Origin of the sequence: Jonesia quinghaiensis DSM 15701 (assembly GCF_000423205.1) — a bacterium.
GTDB classification, from domain to species: Bacteria; Actinomycetota; Actinomycetes; order Actinomycetales; family Cellulomonadaceae; genus Jonesia; species Jonesia quinghaiensis.
On the sequence record NZ_KE383990.1, the window covers coordinates 47,317 to 70,704 of the forward strand.

Genomic DNA, 23,388 nt, shown 5'->3' on the forward strand with positions numbered 1-23,388 from the left:
GCGTTTCGTGTGCGGTGATGGGCGAAAAACTTCTATAGATTACACAGTGGACATCAGACAATCGTGGAGGGCAATGTGACGGAAACCCAGGCTGGCCGAGTCGTACTTGTGACCGGAGCAAACCGGGGAATCGGGCGAGCGATCGCTGAATCGTTTGTTGCTGCTGGGGATCGGGTCGCAACGATCTACCGCAGTGGAGACCTACCAGAGGGCGTTTTTGGTGTCGTAGGTGATGTCACATCATCTGAAGCCGTTGATGAGGCTTTTACGACCATTGAAAAAGAACTTGGCCCAGTGAATGTTCTGGTAGCAAATGCTGGAATCACTCGCGACCAACTACTCATGCGCATGACTGATGATGAGTTCGAACAAGTCATCGATGTGAACCTCACGGGGACCTTCCGCTGCGTGCGGCGTGCCTCTAAGGCAATGATCAAAGCGCGCGGCGGGCGAATCATTATGATTTCCTCAGTGGTAGGCCTCTACGGAGGGCCCGGTCAGGTCAACTATGCCGCCTCTAAGGCTGGTTTGGTGGGAATGGCCCGTTCCATCACCCGCGAGTTGGGTGGACGCGGCATTACCGCGAACGTTGTGGCTCCAGGATTCATTGAAACGGCAATGACCGATGCGCTCCCGGAAGAAACTCAGAAAAAATACAAGGCGACCATTCCCGCAGGTCGTTTTGCTCAGTCTCACGAGGTTGCGGCGGCCGTGCGGTTCCTTGCCTCCGATGAGGCATCCTACATTTCAGGAGCTGTCATTCCCGTGGATGGCGGCCTGGGCATGGGGCACTAACCTCTTTGCCTTCCTCTCGATACCCTTTTACACGAAAGAGAAACTATGGCTCTGCTTGACGGCAAGAACATTCTTGTCACCGGTGTTCTCACCAACCACTCCATCGCGTTCCATGTTGCGCGTCTCGCACAACTTGAAGGAGCGAATGTCATCCTCACGTCCTTTGGGCGTCAGATGAAGCTCACCCAGGCTATTGCGAAGCGGCTTCCGCAACCAGCCCCGGTATTGCAACTCGATGTGACAGATAATGATGACCTCGCCGCGCTGAAAGATCGTGTTCTTGAACACGTTGATTCCCTTGATGGTGTGGTTCACTCCATCGGCTTTGCCCCCCAAACGGTCATGGGTGGGAACTTCCTATCAGGGGAGTGGGCTGACGTGGCAACGGCGATGGAAGTTTCCGCATTTTCGTTGAAATCATTGGCCGTAGCAGCCCAACCACTCATGTCAAATGGTGGTTCTGTTGTTGGCTTGACCTTCGATGCGAAGTTCGCTTGGCCTGTCTACGACTGGATGGGCGTAGCGAAAGCAGCCTTCGAGTCCACGGCACGCTACCTTGCTCGAGACCTCGGTCCGCAAGGAATCCGGGTTAACCTCGTATCAGCAGGTCCGATCCGCACCACTGCCGCGAAGTCCATTCCGGGCTTTGAGCAGATGGAAGGGAACTGGCCCCAGCGAGCACCGCTCGGTTGGGACCAGAGCAACCCGGAACCCACCGCCCGTGCGGTAGCAGCATTGCTGTCAGATTGGTTCCCGGCCACCACAGGTGAGATCGTGCATGTAGACGGTGGAGTCCACGCGATGGGACAGTAGTTTGACTTTGACGCACGAAACACGGCGATTGCTCCTTCTTCGGCATGCGAAAGCAGAGCCCGCTGGAGCAGTAACAGACCAGATGCGCCCTCTGGCTTTGAGAGGGCGCAAGCAGGCACGGTCAGTGGCTGACTTGCTCATCGAGCACAATATTGTGCCAGACAGGGTGCTGGTTTCTGCCGCCGTGCGCACAAAGCAAACGTGGGAATTACTCGCCGGTGGGCTCGATTCTGAGCCCACCACGGTGAGTTTCCACGAAGAGTTGTATGTTGCTGGTGTTCAGGATGTTTTGCAGCTTGTGGCAGAACAGGACTCGCGCACCATTCTTGTGGTGGGGCACGAACCAACCATGTCTGCTGTTGCAGAGCAATTGGCTGGTGAAGGTTCTGATAGCGATGCTTACAACCAGGTTCGGCTTGGCGTAGGTACGGCAACGCTGTGCGTGATGGAGTCTGATCTCCCGTTCGCACAGTGGACTGCTCGTAGCGTCGCGCTGACGCATGTTCTGCGCCCCGAAGACGACGCCTGAAACTATGCCTCCTGCAATCATTCTCCTTGGTGGGTTTGCCGTTGCTGGGTGGTTGGGTGGCGCTCGTTACCTGTGGGGGCTCAATGGTGACTATGCGACAACGTATCTGTGGGCGCTTAGTGGCCCGATCCTTGCCTTGCACCTGCTGATTGCGCTTTACCAGCGCCGCGCACGCCGGGTGGGGTTCTCTGTGAGAAAAGCATCAACGGTGACGTTGTGCGGTGCTTGGCTGTGCCTGATACTCGTGGGGCTGTTCATCCCTGACCGAGTAAATGGACACCTCACAACCATCCTCACGGGTTCTCAGGAACCAGGGCGTGGACTGGTTATCGGCTTCGCGAACCCGCTCGGTATCATCGGAGTCGCCCTGCTGGTGGCCACGCTCATCATGTCGATCTTTGACGCTCGAGGACCACGGATCAGCGAGGACGACCTACTCGATCGCCGCACCTGATGGAGACACCACACACATGACCATTTCCCGCCTTGTTGTCATGGACGTTGATTCGACATTGATCCAGCAGGAAGTTATCGAACTGATTGCTGCGCATGCTGGGACTGAAGAGCTTGTTGCCGCTGTCACGGAGAAGGCAATGCGAGGCGAAATAGATTTCGCGCAGTCGCTTGCCCAGCGTGTTAAAACACTGCAAGGTGTGCCTGTTGAGAAAGTTCATCAGGTACGTGAGGCGATAACCTTCAGCCCTGGAGCCCGCGAGTTTATTAGCGAGTGCCAACGCCGAGGGTGGGAAGTAGCTCTCGTCTCTGGTGGGTTTGAAGAAATAGTTGCAGGCCTTGCTGCTGAGGTGGGCATCACGAAGTTCCGGGCTAATCGGTTGGAGGTCCGCGACGGTGTCCTCACCGGTGCGACAACGGGCCCAGTTGTCGATCGTGCATACAAGGCACGAGTACTGCGTGAGCTTGCTGCTGAATGTGCTCTTGATATGGAACACACCGTAGCGATCGGTGATGGCGCCAATGACCTGGATATGATCGCTGCCGCTGGTATCGGTATTGCTTACAACGCCAAACCACTTGTGCGAGAGCAAGCCCCATATTCAATCACAGGGCGCCTCGACGAGGCGCTTTCTGTGATCGACAACCATCAGGAAAAGGGACAATAGTCACCCCTTCGCGTGTAAGAATAACTTTATGATGACCGCGTCCACACCGCAGCGAACTGCTTTTGCGCTGCGAGTGATGGTGCTAGGTGTCATAACAGGCGCTTTGGGCATTGGCTCTCACCTCCTTGCCGGAGGGCGTATCGGCAACCTACCTGGTGTGGTGATCGCTGGTGTTGCCATCGTTCTCATCAGTGTGATTGCCGCACGGTTGCATACCGCCCACTTCACGTGGCGGTTACTCACAGGCGTGATCACTGGTGTGGTCTCCCAATGGGCAACACACACAATATTGACCGCCAGTGAACGAGTCGCTGCGTTCTCTGCTGTGACAGATCACAGAGGATCTGCCGAAAGCGCAGGGCATGGCACCTCCTCGATGGTTGACCATAGCCACCACATGCTTGGCGCCCCGTCGATTGATGCTGCGTTCACCGGTAGCTTCACCACAGAGCATCACAGTGCGAGCCCAGTGATGCTTGCAGCTCACTTTCTCGCTGCGATCCTTATTGCGTGGGTCTTAACCGATGCTGAGCGGTGCCTAGCAACTTTGCGAAGCGTCGTTGCTGCGGTGTACGCCCGCGTCACCGTTATCGCCCAAGGTGTTCCTCCAACCCGGCCGCCACAGCGCGTGTACACCGCTCAGTGGGCCGTTCTCGATGCGATTCTTGCCGCATCCCAACAACGGCGTGGGCCACCACTGCAGATCCTTCACTGCGTTTAACGAACACACCCACTGACCTGAAGGATTTGTCATGCCCGCACGCTCTTTGTCGACCCCTCACTACGTTGTCACCGCCGCACTAGCGGCAACCGTCCTTACCTTCGCCGGTTGCGCATCGCCATCATCACGTTCTGTAGACCCTGCACCGCAAGCCACCGTCACAACCCACACCAACGCGCAAGCGATCACCATGACTGACCCGTGGGTGAAAGCAGCTGACATGGACAGCCACATGACGGCAGGGTTCGGAACTCTGGTGAATGACTCAGATCAACCTGTTGTTCTCACAGAAGCATCAACCTCAGTTGCTAGCAATGTGGAACTGCATGAAACGGTCACTGCTACGGATGGTTCCACCACCATGCAAGAAGTCCCTCACGGGCTGACGATCCCGGCGCACAACTCGCTGACCTTGGAACCAGGCGGAAACCACCTTATGCCGATGGGGCTGACGCAGGATCTCATTGCCGGTGACACAGTGGACATCACCTTGGTTTTCTCTGACACATCCACCACAACAATCACCGCAGAAATTCGTGATTTTGATGGTGCTCAGGAGAGCTACGAGCACGAAGAAACTGACATGGACACGATGAGTGACCACACAGAGGATGACGCCACAGTCTCTGACGCAAACTCACACGATGATGCGCACCACGGCCATGACCACTGAGAGCAAAAGCGCTGAGACTAACCACCCTGAGGGCGACCGCGAAGATTCACCGATTCCAGCCGCACACACTGCCCCGCGTGGGGCAGTGACACGGCGTCAACTACTTCGTGGTTCTGCGATTCTAGGAGGTAGCGTCTTAGCGGGTGGTGCAGTTGGAGGGCTCACCCAGCGCGCGTTTCGCCGCCCTGGCGTTGATGGGGCGGAGGAAAACACCAGCGAACATGGTGATTGTGAAGGGTTTGGGCAGGCTACCGAACCTTTTTACGGTGAGCACCAAGCAGGAGTCGTCACGGGAACGCAAGCGCATGCTTGCCTCCTAGGGTATGACCTTGTTTCCTCAGCAACACGAGACGATGTTGTTCGCTTAATGCGCATCATTACCCAAGATGCTGCGCGACTCACCCAAGGAAAGCCGCCACTAGCTGACCCTGAACCTGAACTTGCTGAGGCGCCTGCGAGGTTAACGATCACAGTGGGTTGGGGGCCATCGTTGTTTGAACGGGTAGGAATGGCGGATCAGAAGCCGGCAGGTTTACGTGAACTTCCGCCATACCGCATCGACCGCTTGGACAAGCAGTGGGGGCAAACAGACATCCTCATCATGGTGCAAGGTGATAACCCGACGTCAATATCCCATGCCAGCCGAGTGCTAACCCGCCAAACACGGAGGTACCTTGGCCGCCGGTGGACACAGCAGGGGTTTACCTATGCGCGGGGCACTCACCCAACAGGCACAACGATGCGCAACCTCATGGGCCAAGTAGACGGCACGCACACAGCCACCACGCAGGCATCAGATGATTTGGTGTGGTGTTCTGGTGACCCAGTGCATGAGGGGGCGACAACGTTTGTGTTGCGCAGGATCGCTATGAACCTCGATACCTGGGATGAGGTGGATAGGGTAGCCCGCGAAGATGTCATGGGCCGTCGCCTCGCCACAGGAGCGCCACTCACCGGTAGCCATGAGGGTGACGAGCCGGACTTTGATGCCCGCTCTGAACGTGGGTTCCCGGTCATTGCATCGTATGCGCATATTCGCAGAGCCAGACCACAGGACCCGTCCGTGCGAATTTTGCGCCGCGGATACAACTACGATGACCCACCTGTGGGGGAAAGTACACACAATGCTGGTTTGCTTTTTGGGGCGTTTCAACGCTCAATTGCTGACCAGTACATGCCGTTGCAGGCGGGGCTTGCTGAGTTGGATGCTTTGAACGAGTGGACAACTCCCATCGGGTCAGCGGTGTACTACATCCCTCCGGGGGTGCTAGACCCTGCTGGGTACCTAGGGCAGCGTCTTCTCGCCTAGTGTGTCGCTGCATTGAACACAATGATGGCCGATGCCCCAGCTTTGGGGGCATCGGCCATCATGTATGTCTATGTTCAGTCCACCACGGTGTTTTTGGGGACAACAGTGATGCCAGACTCAGTGACGGTGAAGCCGCGGCGGCGGTCTTCTTCAGCGTCGAGACCGATCCTGGCGCGTTCTTTGACGGTCACATTTTTGTCGAGGATCGCCCGGTGAACTTGGGCGTGGCGGTGAACGATGACATCGTCCATGAGTACTGAATCTGAGACAGACGCCCATGAGTGCAGGCGCACACCAGGTGAGAGAACAGACCCGACAACAGTTGCCCCGGAGATCACCACACCAGGGGAAACAATGGAGTCTGCTGCGTGCCCAAGGCGGCCCGGCCCTGCGTGCACAAACTTAGCGGGCGGCAGTCCGGTGTAACCGGTGTATAACGGCCACTCATCGTTGTACATGTTGAACACCGGGTTCACCGAGATCAAGTCCATGTTGGCGTCAAAGTAGGAATCAATGGTTCCTACGTCACGCCAGTAGTCGCGGTCGCGGTCAGCAGACCCTGGCACGTCGTTGCGGATGAAATCGTAGAAACCAGCTGTGCCCTTACGAACAAAGTACGGAACGAGGTCCCCACCCATGTCGTGCTTGGAGTCCTCGTTATCCGCATCGAACGTAACAGCTTCAACGAGTGCATCCGCGTTGATCACATAGTTACCCATGGATGCGAGGATCTCGTGCGGGGAATCGGGAAGCCCAACAGGGTCCGTGGGCTTTTCTAAGAAATCCCTGATGCGGTCAGGGTTGTCGGGGTCAATATCAATAACACCGAACTCTGAAGCCATCGAGATAGGTTGGCGAATTCCAGCGACTGTCATGTCCGCACCAGAGGCGATGTGTTCATCAACCATCTGGGAGAAATCCATACGGTAGACGTGGTCGGCACCGACAACAACAACGATGTCAGGGCGCTCATCATCGATGATATTGAGGCACTGATAGATTGCGTCTGCCGAGCCGAGATACCAGCGTTTACCAACCCGCTGCTGAGCCGGCACCGAGGACACGAAGTTCCCCAACAGGGGAGACATCCGCCACGTCTTCGAAATATGGCGGTCCAAGGAGTGGGATTTGTATTGGGTGAGCACAACAATGTGCAGATAACGGGAGTTCACGAGGTTGGACAGTGCGAAGTCAACGAGACGATAGATGCCACCAAACGGCACGGCCGGCTTTGCCCGGTGTTTGGTGAGTGGCATGAGTCGTTTACCCTCGCCACCGGCCAGGACAATCGCAAGAACTTTAGGAGATGCCATGGTTAGACCTTATGTTGTTGTGACCAAATCCGCACGAAAAGCTGTAGCGTGTTGGTGTGCGAATTGACTTGTTAACCAGAGAGTTCCCTCCCAACATCTATGGCGGCGCAGGAGTGCACGTCGCAGAGTTATCGCGTGTTTTACGCCAACACGCCGAGGTTCGTGTCCACTGCTTTGATGGGCCGCGAACTGCCGATGGTTTTGACGGCGTTACCGGCTACTTTCCCCCGGGTGAACTCCGTGGAGCGAACCCAGCCCTAGCGACGATGGGCCTCGACCTCCAGATGGCGGCTGGGACTGCCGGTGCAGATATTGTGCACTCCCACACGTGGTACGCCAACTTTGCGGGTCACGTTGCATCCCTCCTGCACGGTGTCCCTCACGTGGTCTCCGCCCACTCACTTGAACCGCTGCGCCCCTGGAAAGCTGAACAGCTTGGTGGGGGATACGCCCTGTCCAGTTGGATCGAAAAAACAGCCTACGAGTCGGCCGACGCCATCATTGCAGTGTCTGGTGGCATGCGCCGGGACATCCTGCGTTCTTACCCGCACGTTGACCCACAACGAGTCCAAGTCATTCACAACGGCATTGACGTCGAATCGTGGCAGGCACCAGGCGCTGATGGGCGTGATGAAGCCGATGCAGTGCTACAGCGACTCGGGATCGACCCAACCCGCCGCGCAGTCGTGTTTGTGGGGCGGATAACCCGCCAAAAAGGCCTTCCGTACCTGCTGGAAGCCGTGAAAAACCTGCCAACTGACGTTCAAATTATCCTGTGTGCTGGCGCACCCGACACCCCAGAAATCGCTGCCGAAGTGACCGGAGCTGTTTCGCGTCTGTCACGTCAACGAACAGGTGTGGTCTGGATTGAAGAGATGCTCCCACGCCGTGAACTCGTCGCAGTCCTCGACGCATCAACGGTGTTTGTGTGCCCAAGCGTGTACGAACCACTGGGCATCGTGAATCTCGAAGCCATGGCTGTGGGGCTACCAGTTGTCGGCTCCGCAACCGGAGGCATCCCCGAAGTCATCGTGGATGGTGAAACTGGGTACCTTGTTCCACTTGACCAAATGGAAGACGGAACAGGGACTCCACTTGATCCCGCACAGTTTGTCACGGATCTGACAGCAAGCCTTATGCGTGTTCTTGACGCCCCTGAAGACGCCCAACGCATGGGGGCAGCGGCCCGCCAACGCGTTGAAGACCACTTCTCCTGGGAAGCTATCGCAGACCAAACAATGGACCTCTACCGGAGCCTCGTCCACTAACGATGCACTGGGTAGTTCTCATTGCGTCAGGCATGTTGGAAGCGCTCTGGGCAACAGCGCTGGGTGAGAGTGAAAAACTCACGCGCCCGAAACCAACCACCATCTTTGTGATCGCCTTAACCGGCTCAATGGCAGGGCTGGCATACGCGATGACAGCGATTCCCACCGGGACGGCATACGCCATCTGGGTGGGAATCGGGGCCGTACTCACCGTCACCTTATCGATTGCCCGCGGACACGACCAAGCAACCAGACTCAGACTGTGTCTCCTTGCAGGGATAGTGCTTTGCGTCGTCGGCCTCAAAGTGGTGGCCTGATGCGCGATAGGCGAAAACACACGATCTCCCGCCAAGGCGCATGGCGGATATTGCTGATCAGTGCAATGTTCGAAGCCATCTGGGCGACAGCATTAGGCCAGTCCGATGGGCTTACCAACGTGATCCCCACACTCACTTTTGGCTTCGCGCTGGCGGTCTCAATGGTGGGGCTATCAATCGCCATGCACCACATCGCGATTGGTACCGCCTACGCGGTGTGGGTCGGAATTGGCGCGGTCCTGACCGTTACCTTCGCCATGCTCACCGGCGAAGAACCTATCAGCGTGCTGAAAGTCTTGTTCCTTGTGGGAATCGTCGGATGCACTGTTGGACTAAAATTTGTCGGCCACCCACAGGAAGACACTCCCGCAGTCACCCGGCAAAGCCCTACAGAGGCGAAGGCACCAAAGGACTAAGCAGCGTAGCTGCTTCCATAGCTCGCCGTGCACGAGCATCAAGAGAACGCAAAGCCTGCTGCCGCTGAGTTGCAGCGGCAGCAGTTAACGCCCCACCGTCATCGTGGCTGGCAATATCAACCACAGCCCGCAACCGGGCAGCCAACTCCAACACGCGTAACGAACGTGGGGATACATCGGCCGGAACAAACCCAGTGAGGTCAACAGGGTCACGCAAAATATCAACAATATCCGCGAACTGCGGCGACGATTTTGCAATATCAAGAGTCAGCAACGCTTCAGTAACTTCCCCCATTGCGCGCCGTAACTCCTGATCGGCATCACGCAACGACCCAGTGGCACCCAAGACCTGCAACTCCCACGCAGAAACCTCACGGACCTCCCACCGCACATGCCACCCCGGCTCCAAGTGAGAACCAAACTGCTCAACCTGCGGGATCAACGCAACATTGACCGGAACACCGCCGCCCAAACGAACCAACACCACCTCGCCAGCGTCAGCACCCACATCAGCAACTTCATGCGGCACCGACGACACATCGCCAGGGGTAGGACACAACGCTACACACGCCAAAACGCGACCATGCCACGCCTCAATCAAGCCCACCAATGTGCCCTCCATAAGCCCCGACACGCCATGAGGCTCATCATCTTGGGTCACACTACGCAACGCTTGGGCAGTGGTCCCCGTGCGTGCTGAAGCGCGCGGTAACCACAACGCCAAACTTACCGAGCGCGGCAAGATCGCCCCAGGAGAAGGGGAACGCCAACCAAAACCAGTCATACCTGTGGAAGAACTCACAACTGACACCGTATAACCCCGAGGGCTAGGCATGCCACGCGTCAGAAAAGACAGATAGAGTTTTGTCATGACCACCGTTCTGGATTTTCACAACGTTACTGTCCGCCGCGGAACGAAAAACATCATTGACGATGTCACTTGGCAGGTGAACGACAACGAACGCTGGGTCATCCTGGGGCACAACGGAGCAGGCAAAACCACCCTCATGCAATTGGCCTCCACCCGAATGCACCCCACCAGCGGAACCGTTGACATCCTCGGCGAACGCTTAGGCCGCGTCGACGTCTTTGAACTACGCCCTCGGGTGGGCTTGGCAAGCGCCGCACTCGCGGAACGAATCCCCTCAGACGAAAGAGTGCTCGATGTCGTTCTTACCGCCGCATATGGAATTACTGGTCGGTGGCGTGAAGAATACGACGACTTTGACCGTGATCGTGCCCGAGACCTTATGCGCGCTTTTGGCGTGGAACACTTGGAGGAACGCCACTACGGGACGCTCTCGGAAGGAGAGCGTAAGCGTACGCTGATTGCTCGAGCGTTAATGGCTGACCCTGAGGTTTTGCTGCTTGATGAACCAGCCGCTGGCCTGGATTTAGGTGGGCGTGAAGAACTGGTTGCAGCATTAAGTGAACTCGCTGGTTTTGAAGCTGCGCCGGTGCTTGTGCTTGTCACCCACCACGTTGAAGAGATTCCGCCAGGGTTCACTCACCTTCTCCTGCTGAAAGATGGCGGCGTCCACGCTGCTGGACCTATTAGTGAGGTCCTGACCGACGAGAACCTTTCCTCCGCTTTTGGTGTTCCACTTGCTGTGACAAACACGCAAGGTCGATACCAGGCAATTGCCAGTGAACGTCTCAACCGTTTTGTTGGTGGACATGCACGCTAAACGCGCCTCAGGCGCGTGATGACAAGAACTACCCACCCTACGGAGCCAAAAAGATGATGCCTCACTCGGCAAACTTGCGGTAGATTGATCGTAAAGAAACATCAAAAAACGGAGGTAGTCATGGACTGGTGGATTTGGGTCATCCTGGCGGTCGTCTTGGTGATTATCGAGATGCTCACGCTGGACCTCGTGTTATTGATGATCGCTGGTGGCGCCCTCGCTGCAGCACTTGCTTCCGGGCTCGCGGTAGATAACTTCCTCGTGCAGGCCTTAATTTGGGCTATTACCTCGTTGCTCTTACTGGTGACATTGCGCAGGTGGATGCTCGACAGACTGCGCGCCAAAGGTGCGCTTCCAGAAACAAACGTTCAGGGTTTTGTCGGGAAACCGGCACACACCCTCACCGAAGTCACGATGACCAGTGGTCGCGTGAAGTTCCACGGCGAGGTATGGACTGCCCGAACTACTCAAGGTGCTGTGTCACCTGACCAACCTGTCACCGTTGTCGCCATTGATGGTGCAACGGCAGTGATCGAACCACTTGCTTAACCACGCACTACACACGGAAAGCTGAATACATGAACGGTGAATTCGACCCAACAATCTTTGTTGTGATCGCTGTGGTGGCACTTGCCATCCTCGTGATCACCACCCTTTTCAAAGCAGTACGGATCGTGCCACAAACAGTGTCACTGATCGTGGAGCGCCTCGGGCGTTACCACCGCACCATGGATGCGGGTCTGCACTTCCTGGTTCCTTTCGTTGACCGTGTTCGTGCTGGAGTTGACCTGCGTGAACAGGTGGTCTCTTTCCCACCACAGCCAGTCATCACCTCAGATAACTTGGTTGTCTCCATTGACACGGTGATCTACTTCCAGGTGACCGACCCCAAGTCAGCGGTCTACGAGATCGCTAACTACATTCAAGGTATTGAGCAACTCACTGTTACCACCTTGCGTAACGTTGTTGGTTCGATGGACCTTGAGCAAACCCTGACTTCTCGTGACCAGATCAACGGTCAGCTTCGTGGTGTCCTCGACGAGGCAACAGGGCGCTGGGGAGTCCGCGTGAACCGCGTGGAACTCAAGTCAATTGACCCACCACAGACCATCCAGGGCTCCATGGAGCAACAGATGCGCGCTGAGCGTGACCGTCGTGCAGCGATCCTGACCGCTGAAGGTGTTAAGCAGTCTGCGATCCTGACTGCTGAAGGTGAAAAGCAAGCCTCCATTTTGCGTGCTGAGGGTGAAGCCCAGTCCGCGATTCTGCGTGCTGAGGGTGAAGCCCGAGCGATTCTCCAGGTCTTCGACGCTATCCACGAAGGTGACGCAGACCCCAAGCTTCTTGCCTACCAGTACTTGCAGATGCTCCCAGAGATCGCCAATGGATCCTCGTCGAAGATGTGGATTGTCCCTGCCGAGTTCACCTCAGCTCTCAACGGCATCGCCTCAGGTTTCGGTGGCACACAAGACCCCGCAGACACCTCAGCATTTGCCAGCAACAAAGACGCTGACGGCCGCCGCGCACGCCGCGAACGCCTCGAAAAGGGTGCTGGTTTGACTGACCCAACCCAAGCTCTCGAAGAAGCCCGCCGCCAAGCTGAAGCTGCACGTGCTGACGCTAACACTGCGGGAACCCGTTCCGGGCGTCCAACTAGCCCACGGGTAACTGTGGGACAGGACCCCAACTCACCAGCTGCTCCACAGCAGGCGCAGAACTTTGCCCCACCTGCTCCACGCTCAGCTGATGCATTCCAGGCCCCCGGTAACGAAGAGCCACCAGCGCCACCTGCTCCACATAACTGATTCGTCAGTATCTAGCCCATGAATAATGGGCGGATCATCACAGGACCACACCTCTGCTAGCAGGTGTGGTCCTGTGCTTTCTGATGGTGAGAGACAATGGACCACGTGCATGAACCGATCATTGACCTTGCTGACCCCCGCCTTGAGGAATACACCAACCTCACCGACCTCAAGTTGCGCTCCCGTTATGAACCCGAGAAGGGGTTGTACATTGCGGAGAGCGCCACAGTCATTGAGCGTGCGTTAAACGCCGGGCACCGGCCCCGGTCGTTTTTTATGTCTGCCCGGTGGGTGGAGCAGATGGAGCCCATAACATCTCAGTTTCCTGATGTCCCAACATTTGTTGGGGAACCCGCAACGTTGGAAACTATCACCGGGTTTAATGTGCACCGCGGGGCGCTCGCGGCAATGCACCGCCCGCAGTTACTGTCAGTGGCAGAACTCCTCGATCAGGTTGCTCATCGCCGTGCTCACAGCAACTTGGGTGAGGGGCTTGGGCCACAAGGGACACGGGCACGGTCTCGTATTGCGGTACTTGACGGAATCATCGACCACACAAATATTGGTGCGATTATTCGTTCCTGTGCGGCACTTGGGGTCGATGCCATCATCGTGACGGATGCCTCTGCTGACCCGCTTTATCGGCGTGCTATTCGGGTGTCGATGGGGACAGTATTTCAGGTGCCGTGGACCCGTTCGCAACGGTTGGACACCACAATGCGTTTACTGGGGGAGGCGGGGTACACCACCGCTGCGTTGGCGTTGAATGACAACTCCATCACCTTGGATGACCTGATTGCGGAAAACCACGATCACCTGGCTTTCCTCTTCGGCAACGAAGGACATGGGCTGCCTGCGCAGGCGTTGCGTGATGTTGACCGGGTGGTGCGTATCCCGATGGCTGGTGAGGTGGACTCACTGAATGTTGCAGCTACCAGTGCTTTAGTGTTCTACGCGACCAGATAGTCGCACAAATCGCCACATCGCAGTACAGTGGCTCATACGGACACGGGGTGCCCCTCACAGGGGCTGAGAACAAACCCGTTGAACCTGATCTAGTTCGTACTAGCGAAGGGAATGTCGCGTATGTCAAGCGCGCTTTCACGCACTCAGTTACATCCATCTACAGTTATCTATGCTTGCGCAGACCTCCTTGAGAAGGTTCGCAGCACCACACCGCTTGTGCAGTGCGTCACCAATTCTGTGGTGACGAATATGACTGCCAATGCTCTTTTGGCAGTTGGTGCCACCCCAGCCATGGTTGACATCCCCATTGAAGCGGCCCAATTTACGGCTGCTGCTGACGGGCTACTCATCAATCTGGGCACCCCTCACGAGGAGCAGCGGGCTGCCATCATGGAAGCAGCCACTGCTGCTGCCACTCATGACACGCCGTGGGTGTTAGACCCCGTGGCTGTTGGGGTGCTCAGTGTGCGCACAGCTCTTGCCCGCCAACTCCTCAACAACCGCCCCACAGCGATTCGCGGAAACCCGTCAGAGATCATCGCTCTCGCTGGCGCAGGCAGCGGTGGGCGCGGCACAGACAGCGCCCATGGCGTCGATGAAGCAACTCACGCAGCCCACACTCTTTGTGATGCTACGGGCGCTATCATCGCCGTTTCTGGGCCACGTGACCTCATCACTGATGGTGGAACAGATCTCCTCCTTGCTAATGGCACCCCGCTGCTCACCAAAATTACTGGTGGTGGGTGTGCACTAGGTGCTATGACAGCCGCGTTCCTCGCGGTGGGGCGGGCCACACCGCTGCATGCCACTGCCGCAGCGACGTTGGTGTACACGGTTGCGGCCCAGCGTGCCGCAACACGCGCATCGGGTCCAGGCTCTTTTCAGGTGGCCTTTATGGACGAACTTGCGGACATCGCTCCTGAGACGATCGCAGCGCAGGCGGTGATCGTATGACATTGATCGCTCAACTACCCACCCCCGGTGGGCTCAGGGAACTGCCTGACCTGTCGGTGTATCTCATTGTGGATGAAGGCCTGTGCCACACCCAGGGGCGCACAGTCACAGACACTGTTGCGCAAGCGGTTGCAGGTGGGGTTTCTTGCATCCAAGTGCGAGCGAAGCAGGCCGATGCGCGCTCGTTTTTCTCCCTGATCGCACAGGTGTGCTCAGTAGTGGGAGACACGGTGCCTGTCATCATCAATGACAGGGTTGACCTTTACCTCGCTGCCCGCACTGAAGGTATGCCCGTTGCTGGTGTGCATGTGGGGCAACGTGACCTTCCCGTCTCGGTTGTGCGTCGTATGGTGGGCCCGCAAGCCATTCTTGGTCTTAGCGCCTCCACTGAGCAGCACATTGCCTGCGCCTGCGCAGACGCAGCAGGCGTGGATTATGTGGGTGTAGGCGCACTGCACCCCACCTCCACAAAGCACGATGCGCCACCCGCTTTGGGGCTATCTGGCCTGCAAGAACGGGTTGGGTTTTCCGCTGTCCCCGTGGTGGCTATTGGCGGCATTAACACCTCTGATCTCCCAGCGCTCCGGGGCATGGGGGTAGCAGGGGCTGCGGTGGCTTCGGCTATTTGTGGTGCACCAGATGTCACCACGGCGGCACGCGCTTTACGGGCAGCGTGGGACACCGGCATTGTCACAGCGGAAAATAACCTAGGGGAGGGGCGCGCATGAGTGCCACAGTATTAACCGTTGCCGGAACCGACCCCGTTGGTGGGGCAGGTATCCAAGCTGACATTAAAGCCATCACGGCCTGCGGTGGGTACGCACTGTCAGCCATCACCGCAGTGGTGGCACAGAACACCCAAGGAGTCACCGCGGTGGAGTCCATGCCACCAGCTATGGTCACCGCTCAACTTGATGCCATTGCCGCAGACACCCCACCACACGCCATCAAAATTGGGATGCTCGCTGACCCGCAGGTCACCGCAGTGGTACGCCAGTGGGTTGTGCGCCACAACGTGCCTCTCGTGGTAGACCCAGTCATGGTGGCGACTTCCGGTGATGAACTGGTAACCGGCCACGCCAGAGATGCCCTGTGGGACCTGCTACCCCACGCAACGGTGATCACCCCAAATATCCCAGAGTTGGCGGTGTTGTCCGGGCTTACCCCCGCTGTCACCGACCACGACCTGCTGGATCAAGGTGTTCTTGTTGCTCAAAAATACAGTGTCGCGGTGCTTGCTAAAGGCGGGCACCGCCCCGGGGCGAATGCCACAGATGTGCTGGTTCCCGCACCAGGGTCGCCGCAGGAAGAAGAAGGGCCTGTGTGGTTCACCGCGCCGCGCATCGACACCACCGCAACCCACGGCACAGGGTGCTCACTGTCGTCCGCGATCGCCACGTTCCTGGCTCGTGGCCTGGGCTTGTCAGAGTCTGTTCAACGAGCGAAAACCTGGTTGACCCAAGCGATCCGAACCGGGGACACCCTCAATATTGGGCACGGAAACGGACCGGTAAACCACCTAGGGGACGCAGCGCCTATCTTTGCCCGTGCCGGGCTTAACCCAGATGATCACCTCGCCCAGCAGAGTGCAAACATCGCTGCAACGTGGTGGGAAGACATCGCCTCCATCCGCCACCGCATCGATGATGGAGAGTTTGTCCGTGACCTTGGGCGAGGGACCCTATCAGCCGACGCGTTCGCCTGGTACCTGCAACAAGATTCCGCGTATTTGCGCGAATATTCTCGGGCGCTTGCCTTGGCCAGCGCCTACGCGCCGACCACTGACGAGCAGGAATTTTGGGCCAGGGGTGCCCACACAGCTATCCATGTGGAAGCGGGAATGCACCATACGTGGCTGGCTGACGCGGGAGTGACCGGTGACATTGTTCCCTCGCAGGTGACGGCAGGGTATGTCAGTCACCTTCTAGCGGCTGGGGCGCGTGGAGACTACGCCGGCCTTATTGCGGCGCTGCTGCCGTGCTATTGGCTCTACCAGGACATCGGGATGCGCCTGTACCAGAATCACTGGCACCCCGAGCACCCCTACGGCCAGTGGTTGGCGACCTACCATGACGAGGCTTTTGCCCAGGCCACAGCGCGTGCCATCGAGATTGTGACTCGCACAGCAGCCAGCGCTGATCTGGTGACCCAAGATCGCATGCGCCAAGCATTTGTGGTGTCCTCGCAGTGGGAGCATGACTTCTTCGCCGCACCTATCGCGTCTCGCCCCGCAAACACAGGGGAGCAGGGGAGCAGGGGCACGGACTAAGCCAGTGTGGAATGCCCGTGCTCAGCCCGCAGGGGGAGCTATGCACGGGCGTTCCATGACAACATCACAATGCACCCCTTCACCTACCTGTTGGGTGGCCCCACCCACGGTGGTGAACCCGTGCTTAGCGTAAAACGCTGATGCGCGGGTGTTTTGCTTATTGACTGACAGCCAGGCGCTTTGCGCGCCAAGGTCATAGGTGGCTGCGAGTACCCCGGTCATCAGCCGGTGAGCGACCCCACTGCCATGGAATGTGGGGTCGATGTAGAACTTGCTGACATACACCGTGGGGTTTCCGTGCACTCCATACTCGGGGGCTGGTTGGGCGCTGTCACCGGTAAGGATTAACGAATACCCCAACAAGCGTTGCCCCGACCTTGCGACGAGTATCTTGGCGTGCGGTGAAGTGAGATATTCATGGAAACGTTCGATCGATAGGTGCTGCGTGATAAATGCCGCGACGTCCTGTGCGGGGGTGCCTGGTGGGCAGGCTAACGGGAAAGTGAGGGCAGCGAGTTGAGCCAGAGCGGGTGCATCACTGGGCTGGGCAGGTGAGACGATCACGAGCACAGAATACACCTGTCTACTTGCCCCGAGCCTGCTGAACAGGCCGTGATCAGCGCGTGTGCACACACCCCACCATCGGATGTATCCTCAAGAATATTCGAACACATGTTCGAACTGTTTGATGTTGAGAGGAGCGGTCCGATGTCCACGGCACTACCAGCACTACCACCAGCCCGCAGTGCCCAAGCCCGTGGAACCGCACACCGTCTTGCTGCAGCACAGTCTTTACTGCGCCAAGTAGAACAACACCACGGGGTCACCCACCACGCCTCCACCCCACCCGATGACCGCTACGCACTAGCGCCACCTCTGCACACACTGATGGGAACACACCTTGCACCTGGCGGGGTGTATGTCATCACCGGGTCAGCCACTGCACTCTGCGCGGCACTGATTGCGCCCAGTCAGCGAGGAGCGATTATCGCAATTCTGGGTGCCCCTCACCTCAACATGCTTGCCGCGCACGAAATAGGCGTCAACACCAGTGCCCTTGTTCTGGTTACTGACCCCGGTGATCAAGCCCCAACTCTCGCCGCGACCTGTCTTGACAGCGCCCACATCACAGTTATTGGCTCACATGCTGCCCTCACGGAAACAGACCGCCGTAACCTCCACGCCCGAGCCCGCGAGAGGGGGCACACAATCCTGGCCACCTCACCATGGCCGGGGGCCCACACGGCGTTGACGCTGGACAACCCCACCTGGCAGGGCCCAGACATTGGGCGCTACCACCTGAACACAGCAACGTGGCGCGCTACTGCCCACACCCGAGGCCCCGCCCGCCGAGGAGCGCTACACACCCACAACGCGACCCTCACCATGCCGCCAGACCTTCACGAACCTCGCCGCCACCTCACTGTGGTGCCTTAACTAACGCCCCCACCAACACACCATGACACCCCCACCCCACCCCCCACGCACACTGGCCCTGTGGGTCCCGGACTGGCCCGTGACCATTGCGTTAGCCCGATCAGGTCACCCACTACACACCCCGGCCATCACCACCCGGGGACAAACCATCACGTGCGCCTCAGCGTTCGCCAGGCGTGCCGGAATAACCACCACCATGGCACCCCGTCACGCCCTAGAACTCATGCCACACCTCACCGTGCTTGACAGCCCCAGCGATGACCTTCTTGCCCGAGAATTTGAACACGTCGCACAAGCTGTCGAAGAACACATCACACACATCACCGTGGTTCGCCCAGGACTCCTTCTCGCCCCCGCCGCGGGTCCCGCACGCTACCACGGTGGGGAAACGCAACTCGTCACTACTCTGAGCGAAGGAGTCACGGACGCCACCGGGGTGGCACTCTACGTGGGGATCGCCAACGGCACACTACCCGCGATCCTGGCAGCACGTACCCACACCACCCTGACCGCAGAACAAACCACCCCCTTTCTCCGCGCCCAACCACTGACAACGGTGCGTTACGCCCTGAACGACCCGAGCCACACCAGTGCACTCAACAACCTCCTGACCATGTGGTCCACCCTAGGAATCCACACGTACGCAGACCTCGCCGCCCTGCGTCACAGTGACGTTCGCACCCGCTTTGGTGTGTTAGGTGCGTGGGTGCATCACCTCGCAACAGGACGCGATGACATCCCCCCACCTACAGTGCGCACCGAGCCAGACATCACCATCACCCACACACCAGAGCACCCCATTGAACGCATCGACACCGCAGCGTTCCACGCCAAAATCCTTGCCGAACAACTCCACACTGAACTCACCCACCGTGGGGCAGCAGCCCACCACCTCACCATCACCGCACACACCGACAACGGGACACACACCCGCACCTGGCGTGCTGATACCGCACTCCTTGGCGCGATGCCCGCCCGAGCCATTACCCAACGCGTACGGTGGCAACTAGAAGGCTGGCTCACCCACTCCGCCCTCAACCCCCACCACAACACCCCTGCGCCCCTAGTCCGCCTTGACCTCGCCGCAACCGATCTCATTCCTGCAACCACCCACCAAGAAGACCTCTGGGGCGGACAACACAACACCCAACAAGCTCTACACCACCTGGTGCAACGCCTCAGCGCACTGATCGGCCCAGACAATGTTCTCGCCGTCGATATCACAGGGGGGCGAACTCCCACCGACCGCATACGCCACATCCCGTGGGACCAACGCCCCTCTCACAGCACGCAACACCACAAGAAAAACGCCTCCTCCCACCAGCAGGTAGCAACAACCCAAGAACACCACCCCTGGCCAGGACAACTACCAACCCCCAGCCCAGCGACACTCTTTCCACCTACTCCCACCACGTTGAGCGACCCAGCTGGCCTTCCAGTCGCCCTCAGCGCTCGCGGAACTTTAGAGAGCCCGCCCTACATGTGGACTCCCACCCGGCTTCCTGCGCTGACCTCCCTCATCGGGGGAGCCGACGTCGATGCCCTCAATACCGCAACGCACACGGTGACCAACTGGGCTGGGCCGTGGACCATAACCACCTCGTGGTGGACTCGCCCGGCACCCACCGACTCAACACTCACGTACCTACAGCTGATGTTTGACACCCACCCGCCTGTTCTTCTGGTGCACCGCGCAGATGCCTGGCACTGGGAGGGAACCTATGACTAAACGCCCCGCAGCGCAGGGACGCTACGCGGAACTACACGCCCATTCCACCTACAGTTTCCTGGACGGGGCTGCCACCCCAGCAGACCTCGTGGCGCAAGCCCACAACTTAGGGTTAGAAGCTCTCGCACTGACCGATCACAATGGTCTCTACGGTGCAGTACAACTAGCCAATGCCGCCCGAGACATCGGGATGCCCACCATCTTTGGTGCAGAAGTCACCGTGTCCACCCAGCAGCGCCCCGGAGAATCAGCCACCCAACACCGTGACCCCAACGGTGAACACCTAGTGCTCCTCGCGCGGGGCCCCGCCGGCTACCAAAACCTCAGCCACGCCCTTGCCCTTGGCCACCTTGCTGGCGGGCACAAAGGGACACCCCACTACACCTACGACGGTCTCAGCGAACAGGCCAACAACCAGTGGATGGTCTTAGCTGGTTGCCGCAAAAGCCCCATCGTTCGGGCTGCCAGCCAAGGCGACAGGCAAGGCGCCATCAGGGCAGCACACGAACTCAGGGATCGATTTGGTGCCAGCAACGTTGCGCTGGACCTTATCTGGCGGGGCATACCAGGGGAAGATGCCCTCCACGACGCGCTCGCTGACATCGCCACCACAGCGGGACTACCACTCATCGCCAGCACCAGCGCACACTATGCCACCGCCGATCAACACCGCCGCGCAGAGGCACTAGCGGCAATCCGGGCAGGAGTTCCGCTCGCCGACCTTGACCCGTGGCGGGCAGCATTTCCCAGCGCACACCTACGCTCTGCCCGCGACATGGCGCACCTACACCGCACCCGCCCACACATCGTCTCCGCTGCCGCTGAACTCGCCGCCGACCTCACCTTCAACCTCAACCTTGTGGCCCCCAACTTGCCGCCCTACCCCGTACCAGAAGGGCACAGCGAAGCCACCTGGCTGCGCCACCTCACCATGCAGGGAGCCAGCCGGGTGTATGGCTCCGCCCACGACAACCCCACCGCATGGCGCCAAATCCACCACGAACTAGACATCATCGTGTCCCTAGGATTCCCCGGATACTTCCTCATCGTGGACGACATCATGCGGTTCTGTACCGACAACCGCATCCTGGCGCAAGGACGTGGATCAGCAGCCAACTCCGCGGTGTGCTACGCACTAGGTATTACCGCCGTCGACGCGGTACGCCACCAACTCCTCTTTGAACGCTTTCTCGCACCAGAACGAGACGGCCCACCCGACATCGACATCGACATCGAATCAGGCCGCCGCGAAGAAGTCATCCAATACGTCTACTCACGTTATGGACGCCACCACGCCGCACAAGTCGCCAACGTCATCACCTACCGTTCCCGCTCCGCAGTGCGCGACGCCGCACGCATCCTGGGATACGACATCGGCCGCATCAACGCGTGGAGCAAAGGAATAGACCGCTACCCACGCCCCACTCCACCCCCAGACACACTGCAACCAACGCCACCTGCGCCCCAAGACTCCCGCACAGACATCCCCACCGACGTATCGCAGATCGCCAACACCCTGCACAACCTCCCACGCCACCTGGGCATCCACTCCGGCGGGATGGTGCTGTGTGACCGCCCTGTCACCCACGTCTGCCCCGTGGAATGGGGACGCATGCCGGGACGCACCGTTGTGCAATGGGACAAAGAAGACTGCGCCGACGCTGGACTCGTGAAATTCGACCTCCTCGGATTAGGGATGCTCACCGCCCTACGCATCGCCTTTGACCACGTACATGACCTCGAAGGCATAAACCTCACCCTGCACACCCTGCCCATCGAAGACCCCGGGGTCTACCAGATCCTTCAAGCGGCTGACACCGTCGGAGTGTTCCAAGTTGAATCACGAGCCCAAATCGGCACCCTTCCCCGGCTACGCCCAGAATGCTTCTACGACATCGTCATCGAAGTAGCACTGATCCGCCCCGGCCCCATCCAAGGAGGATCAGTCCACCCCTACATCAGACGCCGACGCGGCCGTGAAGCCGTCACCTACCCCCACCCACTCCTCGAAAAAGCCTTGAAAAAAACCCTCGGCGTACCACTGTTCCAAGAACAACTCATGCACATCGCCATCGACGCCGCCGGCTTCACCCCTGCAGAATCCGACCAACTCCGCCGCGCCATGGGCTCAAAACGTTCCACCGAACGCATGGAAGCGCTGCGCACCCGCCTCCTTGACGGCATGGCCCAACGCGGCATACCACCACACGTCAGCGACCAGATCTACAAAAAACTCAAAGCATTCGCCGACTTCGGCTTCCCCGAATCCCACGCCTTCTCCTTCGCCCACCTCGTTTACGCCAGCGCCTACCTCAAACGACACCACCCCGCCGCGTTCTACTCAGCCCTCCTCGCAGCACAACCCATGGGGTTCTACAGCCCCCAATCACTCATGAACGACGCCCGGCGCCACGGCCTCACCATCCACCGCCCATGCATCGCCACCTCCCACCTCACCGCCACACCCGTCCCCACCCACCCACCACAACAAAACCCCCACAAAACCCCCACACCCATCGAGACGGCAGCCGTACCCGTCCCCACCCACTACGACATCCACCTCGGCCTCACCGACATCACAGCCCTCACCACCCACGACGCCACCACCATCATCACCGAACGCACCAAAGCGCCATTCACCGACCTCGCAGACCTCGCCCGCCGCACCAAACTCACCACCCCCACACTCGAAGCACTCGCCGCAGCAGGCGCCCTCCACACCCTAGGAATAACACCACGACAAGGCATCTGGTCAGCAGGAATAGTCACCCACGAAACTCCCGACACCCTCCCAGGGCTCACCCCACACCACGCCCCTGACCTCCCCAACATGACCGACCTCGAACAAGCCCAAGCCGACCAACGCACCACACGCATCACACCCCACACTTACCCAACCCAACTCATCCGCCCCCACCTCACCGCCAACAACATCCTCACCGCCCACCAGGTCAACACCCACGAACCCGAACGCCGCATCACCGCAGCAGGCATCATCACCCACCGCCAACGCCCCCCAACAGCGGCAGGAATCACCTTCCTTTCCCTCGAAGACGAAACCGGAATCATCAACGTCATCTGCCCCGTGCCCATCTGGAACCGCCACCGCCGCACCCTACGCACTGCCCAAGCCATCATCGTTCGCGGTAGAGTGGAGCACGCAGATGGGGCAACAAACCTCGTAGCCGAGCACGTCACGCCACTCACCCTCGGCGTGGCAAGCCACTCACGAGACTTCCGCTAAACCCCGCACAAGACGAACAAC

The 23,388-nt window shown here is 58.8% G+C and carries 24 protein-coding genes and 1 riboswitch; of the genes, 21 read left to right on the plus strand and 3 right to left on the minus strand.

Translation table 11 applies throughout. The features are described from left to right. Positions 1 to 75: 75 nt before the first annotated feature. Genes fabG through G538_RS0112690 form a run of 8 tightly spaced genes read left to right on the plus strand, consistent with a single transcriptional unit; the run spans position 76 to position 5,961 of the window. Positions 76 to 795 carry a 3-oxoacyl-[acyl-carrier-protein] reductase gene (gene fabG, locus G538_RS0112655; RefSeq protein ID WP_029069588.1) on the plus strand — a complete coding sequence of 240 codons (720 nt, stop codon included), beginning with the start codon at positions 76 to 78 and terminating at the stop codon, positions 793 to 795. A 45-nt stretch (positions 796 to 840) separates the two neighbouring features. Continuing rightward, positions 841 to 1,608 (plus strand): enoyl-ACP reductase FabI, encoded by a 768-nt coding sequence (fabI, locus tag G538_RS0112660; RefSeq protein WP_029069589.1) that lies wholly within the window; start codon positions 841 to 843, stop codon positions 1,606 to 1,608. 7 nt (positions 1,609 to 1,615) lie between these two features. Continuing rightward, positions 1,616 to 2,137 (plus strand): SixA phosphatase family protein, encoded by a 522-nt coding sequence (locus G538_RS0112665; protein ID WP_035834420.1) that lies wholly within the window; start codon positions 1,616 to 1,618, stop codon positions 2,135 to 2,137. 4 nt (positions 2,138 to 2,141) lie between these two features. Further along, positions 2,142 to 2,591 (plus strand): hypothetical protein, encoded by a 450-nt coding sequence (locus G538_RS16815; protein WP_051197166.1) that lies wholly within the window; start codon positions 2,142 to 2,144, stop codon positions 2,589 to 2,591. A 16-nt stretch (positions 2,592 to 2,607) separates the two neighbouring features. Next, positions 2,608 to 3,258 (plus strand): phosphoserine phosphatase SerB, encoded by a 651-nt coding sequence (gene serB, locus G538_RS0112675; RefSeq protein ID WP_035834339.1) that lies wholly within the window; start codon positions 2,608 to 2,610, stop codon positions 3,256 to 3,258. Positions 3,259 to 3,286: 28 nt separating this feature from the next. Further along, the gene (locus tag G538_RS0112680) at positions 3,287 to 3,979 is read left to right on the plus strand and encodes a hypothetical protein (protein ID WP_029069592.1); all 693 of its coding nucleotides are present in this window, start codon (positions 3,287 to 3,289) and stop codon (positions 3,977 to 3,979) included. Positions 3,980 to 4,010: 31 nt separating this feature from the next. Then, positions 4,011 to 4,652 (plus strand): copper chaperone PCu(A)C, encoded by a 642-nt coding sequence (locus tag G538_RS16820; protein WP_051197168.1) that lies wholly within the window; start codon positions 4,011 to 4,013, stop codon positions 4,650 to 4,652. Then, positions 4,624 to 5,961 carry a Dyp-type peroxidase gene (locus G538_RS0112690; protein ID WP_245566867.1) on the plus strand — a complete coding sequence of 446 codons (1,338 nt, stop codon included), beginning with the start codon at positions 4,624 to 4,626 and terminating at the stop codon, positions 5,959 to 5,961. The genes G538_RS16820 and G538_RS0112690 overlap by 29 nt, the downstream gene beginning before the upstream one ends. Positions 5,962 to 6,035: 74 nt before the next feature. On the opposite strand, the gene glgC is transcribed toward G538_RS0112690, so the two are convergent. Beyond that, entirely contained in the window at positions 6,036 to 7,274 is a 1,239-nt protein-coding gene (glgC, locus tag G538_RS0112695; protein ID WP_029069594.1) for a glucose-1-phosphate adenylyltransferase, read from the minus strand. A 56-nt stretch (positions 7,275 to 7,330) separates the two neighbouring features. On the opposite strand from glgC, the gene glgA reads away from it, so the two are divergent. The 3 genes from glgA to G538_RS16825 are packed head-to-tail and all read left to right on the plus strand — an operon-like array spanning position 7,331 to position 9,275. Next, the gene (gene glgA / locus G538_RS0112700; RefSeq protein WP_029069595.1) at positions 7,331 to 8,542 is read left to right on the plus strand and encodes a glycogen synthase; all 1,212 of its coding nucleotides are present in this window, start codon (positions 7,331 to 7,333) and stop codon (positions 8,540 to 8,542) included. A gap of 2 nt (positions 8,543 to 8,544) precedes the next feature. Further along, positions 8,545 to 8,859, plus strand: a complete 315-nt coding sequence (locus tag G538_RS0112705; protein WP_029069596.1) for a DMT family transporter — start codon at positions 8,545 to 8,547, stop codon at positions 8,857 to 8,859. Further along, positions 8,859 to 9,275: a DMT family transporter gene (locus G538_RS16825; protein WP_051197169.1), complete on the plus strand. Its 417-nt coding sequence runs from the start codon at positions 8,859 to 8,861 to the stop codon at positions 9,273 to 9,275. Before G538_RS0112705 ends, G538_RS16825 begins: the two co-directional genes overlap by 1 nt. Here G538_RS16825 and G538_RS0112715 read toward each other — a convergent pair. After that, positions 9,247 to 10,077, minus strand: a complete 831-nt coding sequence (locus G538_RS0112715; RefSeq protein ID WP_157544499.1) for a hypothetical protein — start codon at positions 10,075 to 10,077, stop codon at positions 9,247 to 9,249. The genes G538_RS16825 and G538_RS0112715 overlap by 29 nt on opposite strands. A 67-nt stretch (positions 10,078 to 10,144) precedes the next feature. Between G538_RS0112715 and G538_RS0112720 the strand changes: the two genes are divergently transcribed. The 7 genes from G538_RS0112720 to G538_RS16835 all read left to right on the plus strand — a co-directional run bounded on the left by G538_RS0112720 (position 10,145) and on the right by G538_RS16835 (position 16,957). Next, a complete protein-coding gene (locus G538_RS0112720) occupies positions 10,145 to 10,963 on the plus strand; it encodes an ABC transporter ATP-binding protein (protein WP_029069598.1) in 819 nt (272 codons plus the stop codon). A gap of 120 nt (positions 10,964 to 11,083) precedes the next feature. Next, entirely contained in the window at positions 11,084 to 11,512 is a 429-nt protein-coding gene (locus tag G538_RS0112725) for an NfeD family protein (protein ID WP_029069599.1), read from the plus strand. 29 nt (positions 11,513 to 11,541) lie between these two features. Continuing rightward, complete coding sequence (locus tag G538_RS0112730) at positions 11,542 to 12,768, plus strand: SPFH domain-containing protein (protein ID WP_029069600.1); 1,227 nt, start codon at positions 11,542 to 11,544, stop codon at positions 12,766 to 12,768. A 96-nt stretch (positions 12,769 to 12,864) separates the two neighbouring features. After that, positions 12,865 to 13,734, plus strand: a complete 870-nt coding sequence (locus G538_RS0112735) for a TrmH family RNA methyltransferase (protein WP_035834340.1) — start codon at positions 12,865 to 12,867, stop codon at positions 13,732 to 13,734. Between the two features lie 33 nt (positions 13,735 to 13,767). Then, positions 13,768 to 13,863, plus strand: a riboswitch (TPP riboswitch). After that, a complete protein-coding gene (thiM, locus tag G538_RS0112740; protein WP_084618420.1) occupies positions 13,855 to 14,688 on the plus strand; it encodes a hydroxyethylthiazole kinase in 834 nt (277 codons plus the stop codon). It overlaps the preceding riboswitch by 9 nt. Further along, the gene (gene thiE, locus G538_RS16830) at positions 14,685 to 15,416 is read left to right on the plus strand and encodes a thiamine phosphate synthase (protein ID WP_051197172.1); all 732 of its coding nucleotides are present in this window, start codon (positions 14,685 to 14,687) and stop codon (positions 15,414 to 15,416) included. Before thiM ends, thiE begins: the two co-directional genes overlap by 4 nt. Beyond that, positions 15,413 to 16,957, plus strand: coding sequence for a bifunctional hydroxymethylpyrimidine kinase/phosphomethylpyrimidine kinase (locus G538_RS16835; protein WP_084618422.1), 1,545 nt, complete (start codon positions 15,413 to 15,415; stop codon positions 16,955 to 16,957). The genes thiE and G538_RS16835 overlap by 4 nt, the downstream gene beginning before the upstream one ends. Before the next feature lie 21 nt (positions 16,958 to 16,978). Here G538_RS16835 and G538_RS0112755 read toward each other — a convergent pair whose 3' ends face one another. After that, the gene (locus G538_RS0112755) at positions 16,979 to 17,521 is read right to left on the minus strand and encodes a GNAT family N-acetyltransferase (protein ID WP_169514129.1); all 543 of its coding nucleotides are present in this window, start codon (positions 17,519 to 17,521) and stop codon (positions 16,979 to 16,981) included. A 144-nt stretch (positions 17,522 to 17,665) separates the two neighbouring features. Between G538_RS0112755 and G538_RS16840 the strand changes: the two genes are divergently transcribed. The 3 genes from G538_RS16840 to G538_RS0112770 are packed head-to-tail and all read left to right on the plus strand — an operon-like array spanning position 17,666 to position 23,367. Continuing rightward, complete coding sequence (locus G538_RS16840; RefSeq protein WP_051197175.1) at positions 17,666 to 18,394, plus strand: hypothetical protein; 729 nt, start codon at positions 17,666 to 17,668, stop codon at positions 18,392 to 18,394. 22 nt (positions 18,395 to 18,416) lie between these two features. After that, positions 18,417 to 20,123 carry a DNA polymerase Y family protein gene (locus G538_RS16845; RefSeq protein ID WP_051197177.1) on the plus strand — a complete coding sequence of 569 codons (1,707 nt, stop codon included), beginning with the start codon at positions 18,417 to 18,419 and terminating at the stop codon, positions 20,121 to 20,123. Beyond that, positions 20,116 to 23,367 (plus strand): error-prone DNA polymerase, encoded by a 3,252-nt coding sequence (locus tag G538_RS0112770; RefSeq protein WP_029069604.1) that lies wholly within the window; start codon positions 20,116 to 20,118, stop codon positions 23,365 to 23,367. The genes G538_RS16845 and G538_RS0112770 overlap by 8 nt, the downstream gene beginning before the upstream one ends. The last annotated feature ends 21 nt before the right edge of the window (positions 23,368 to 23,388 follow it).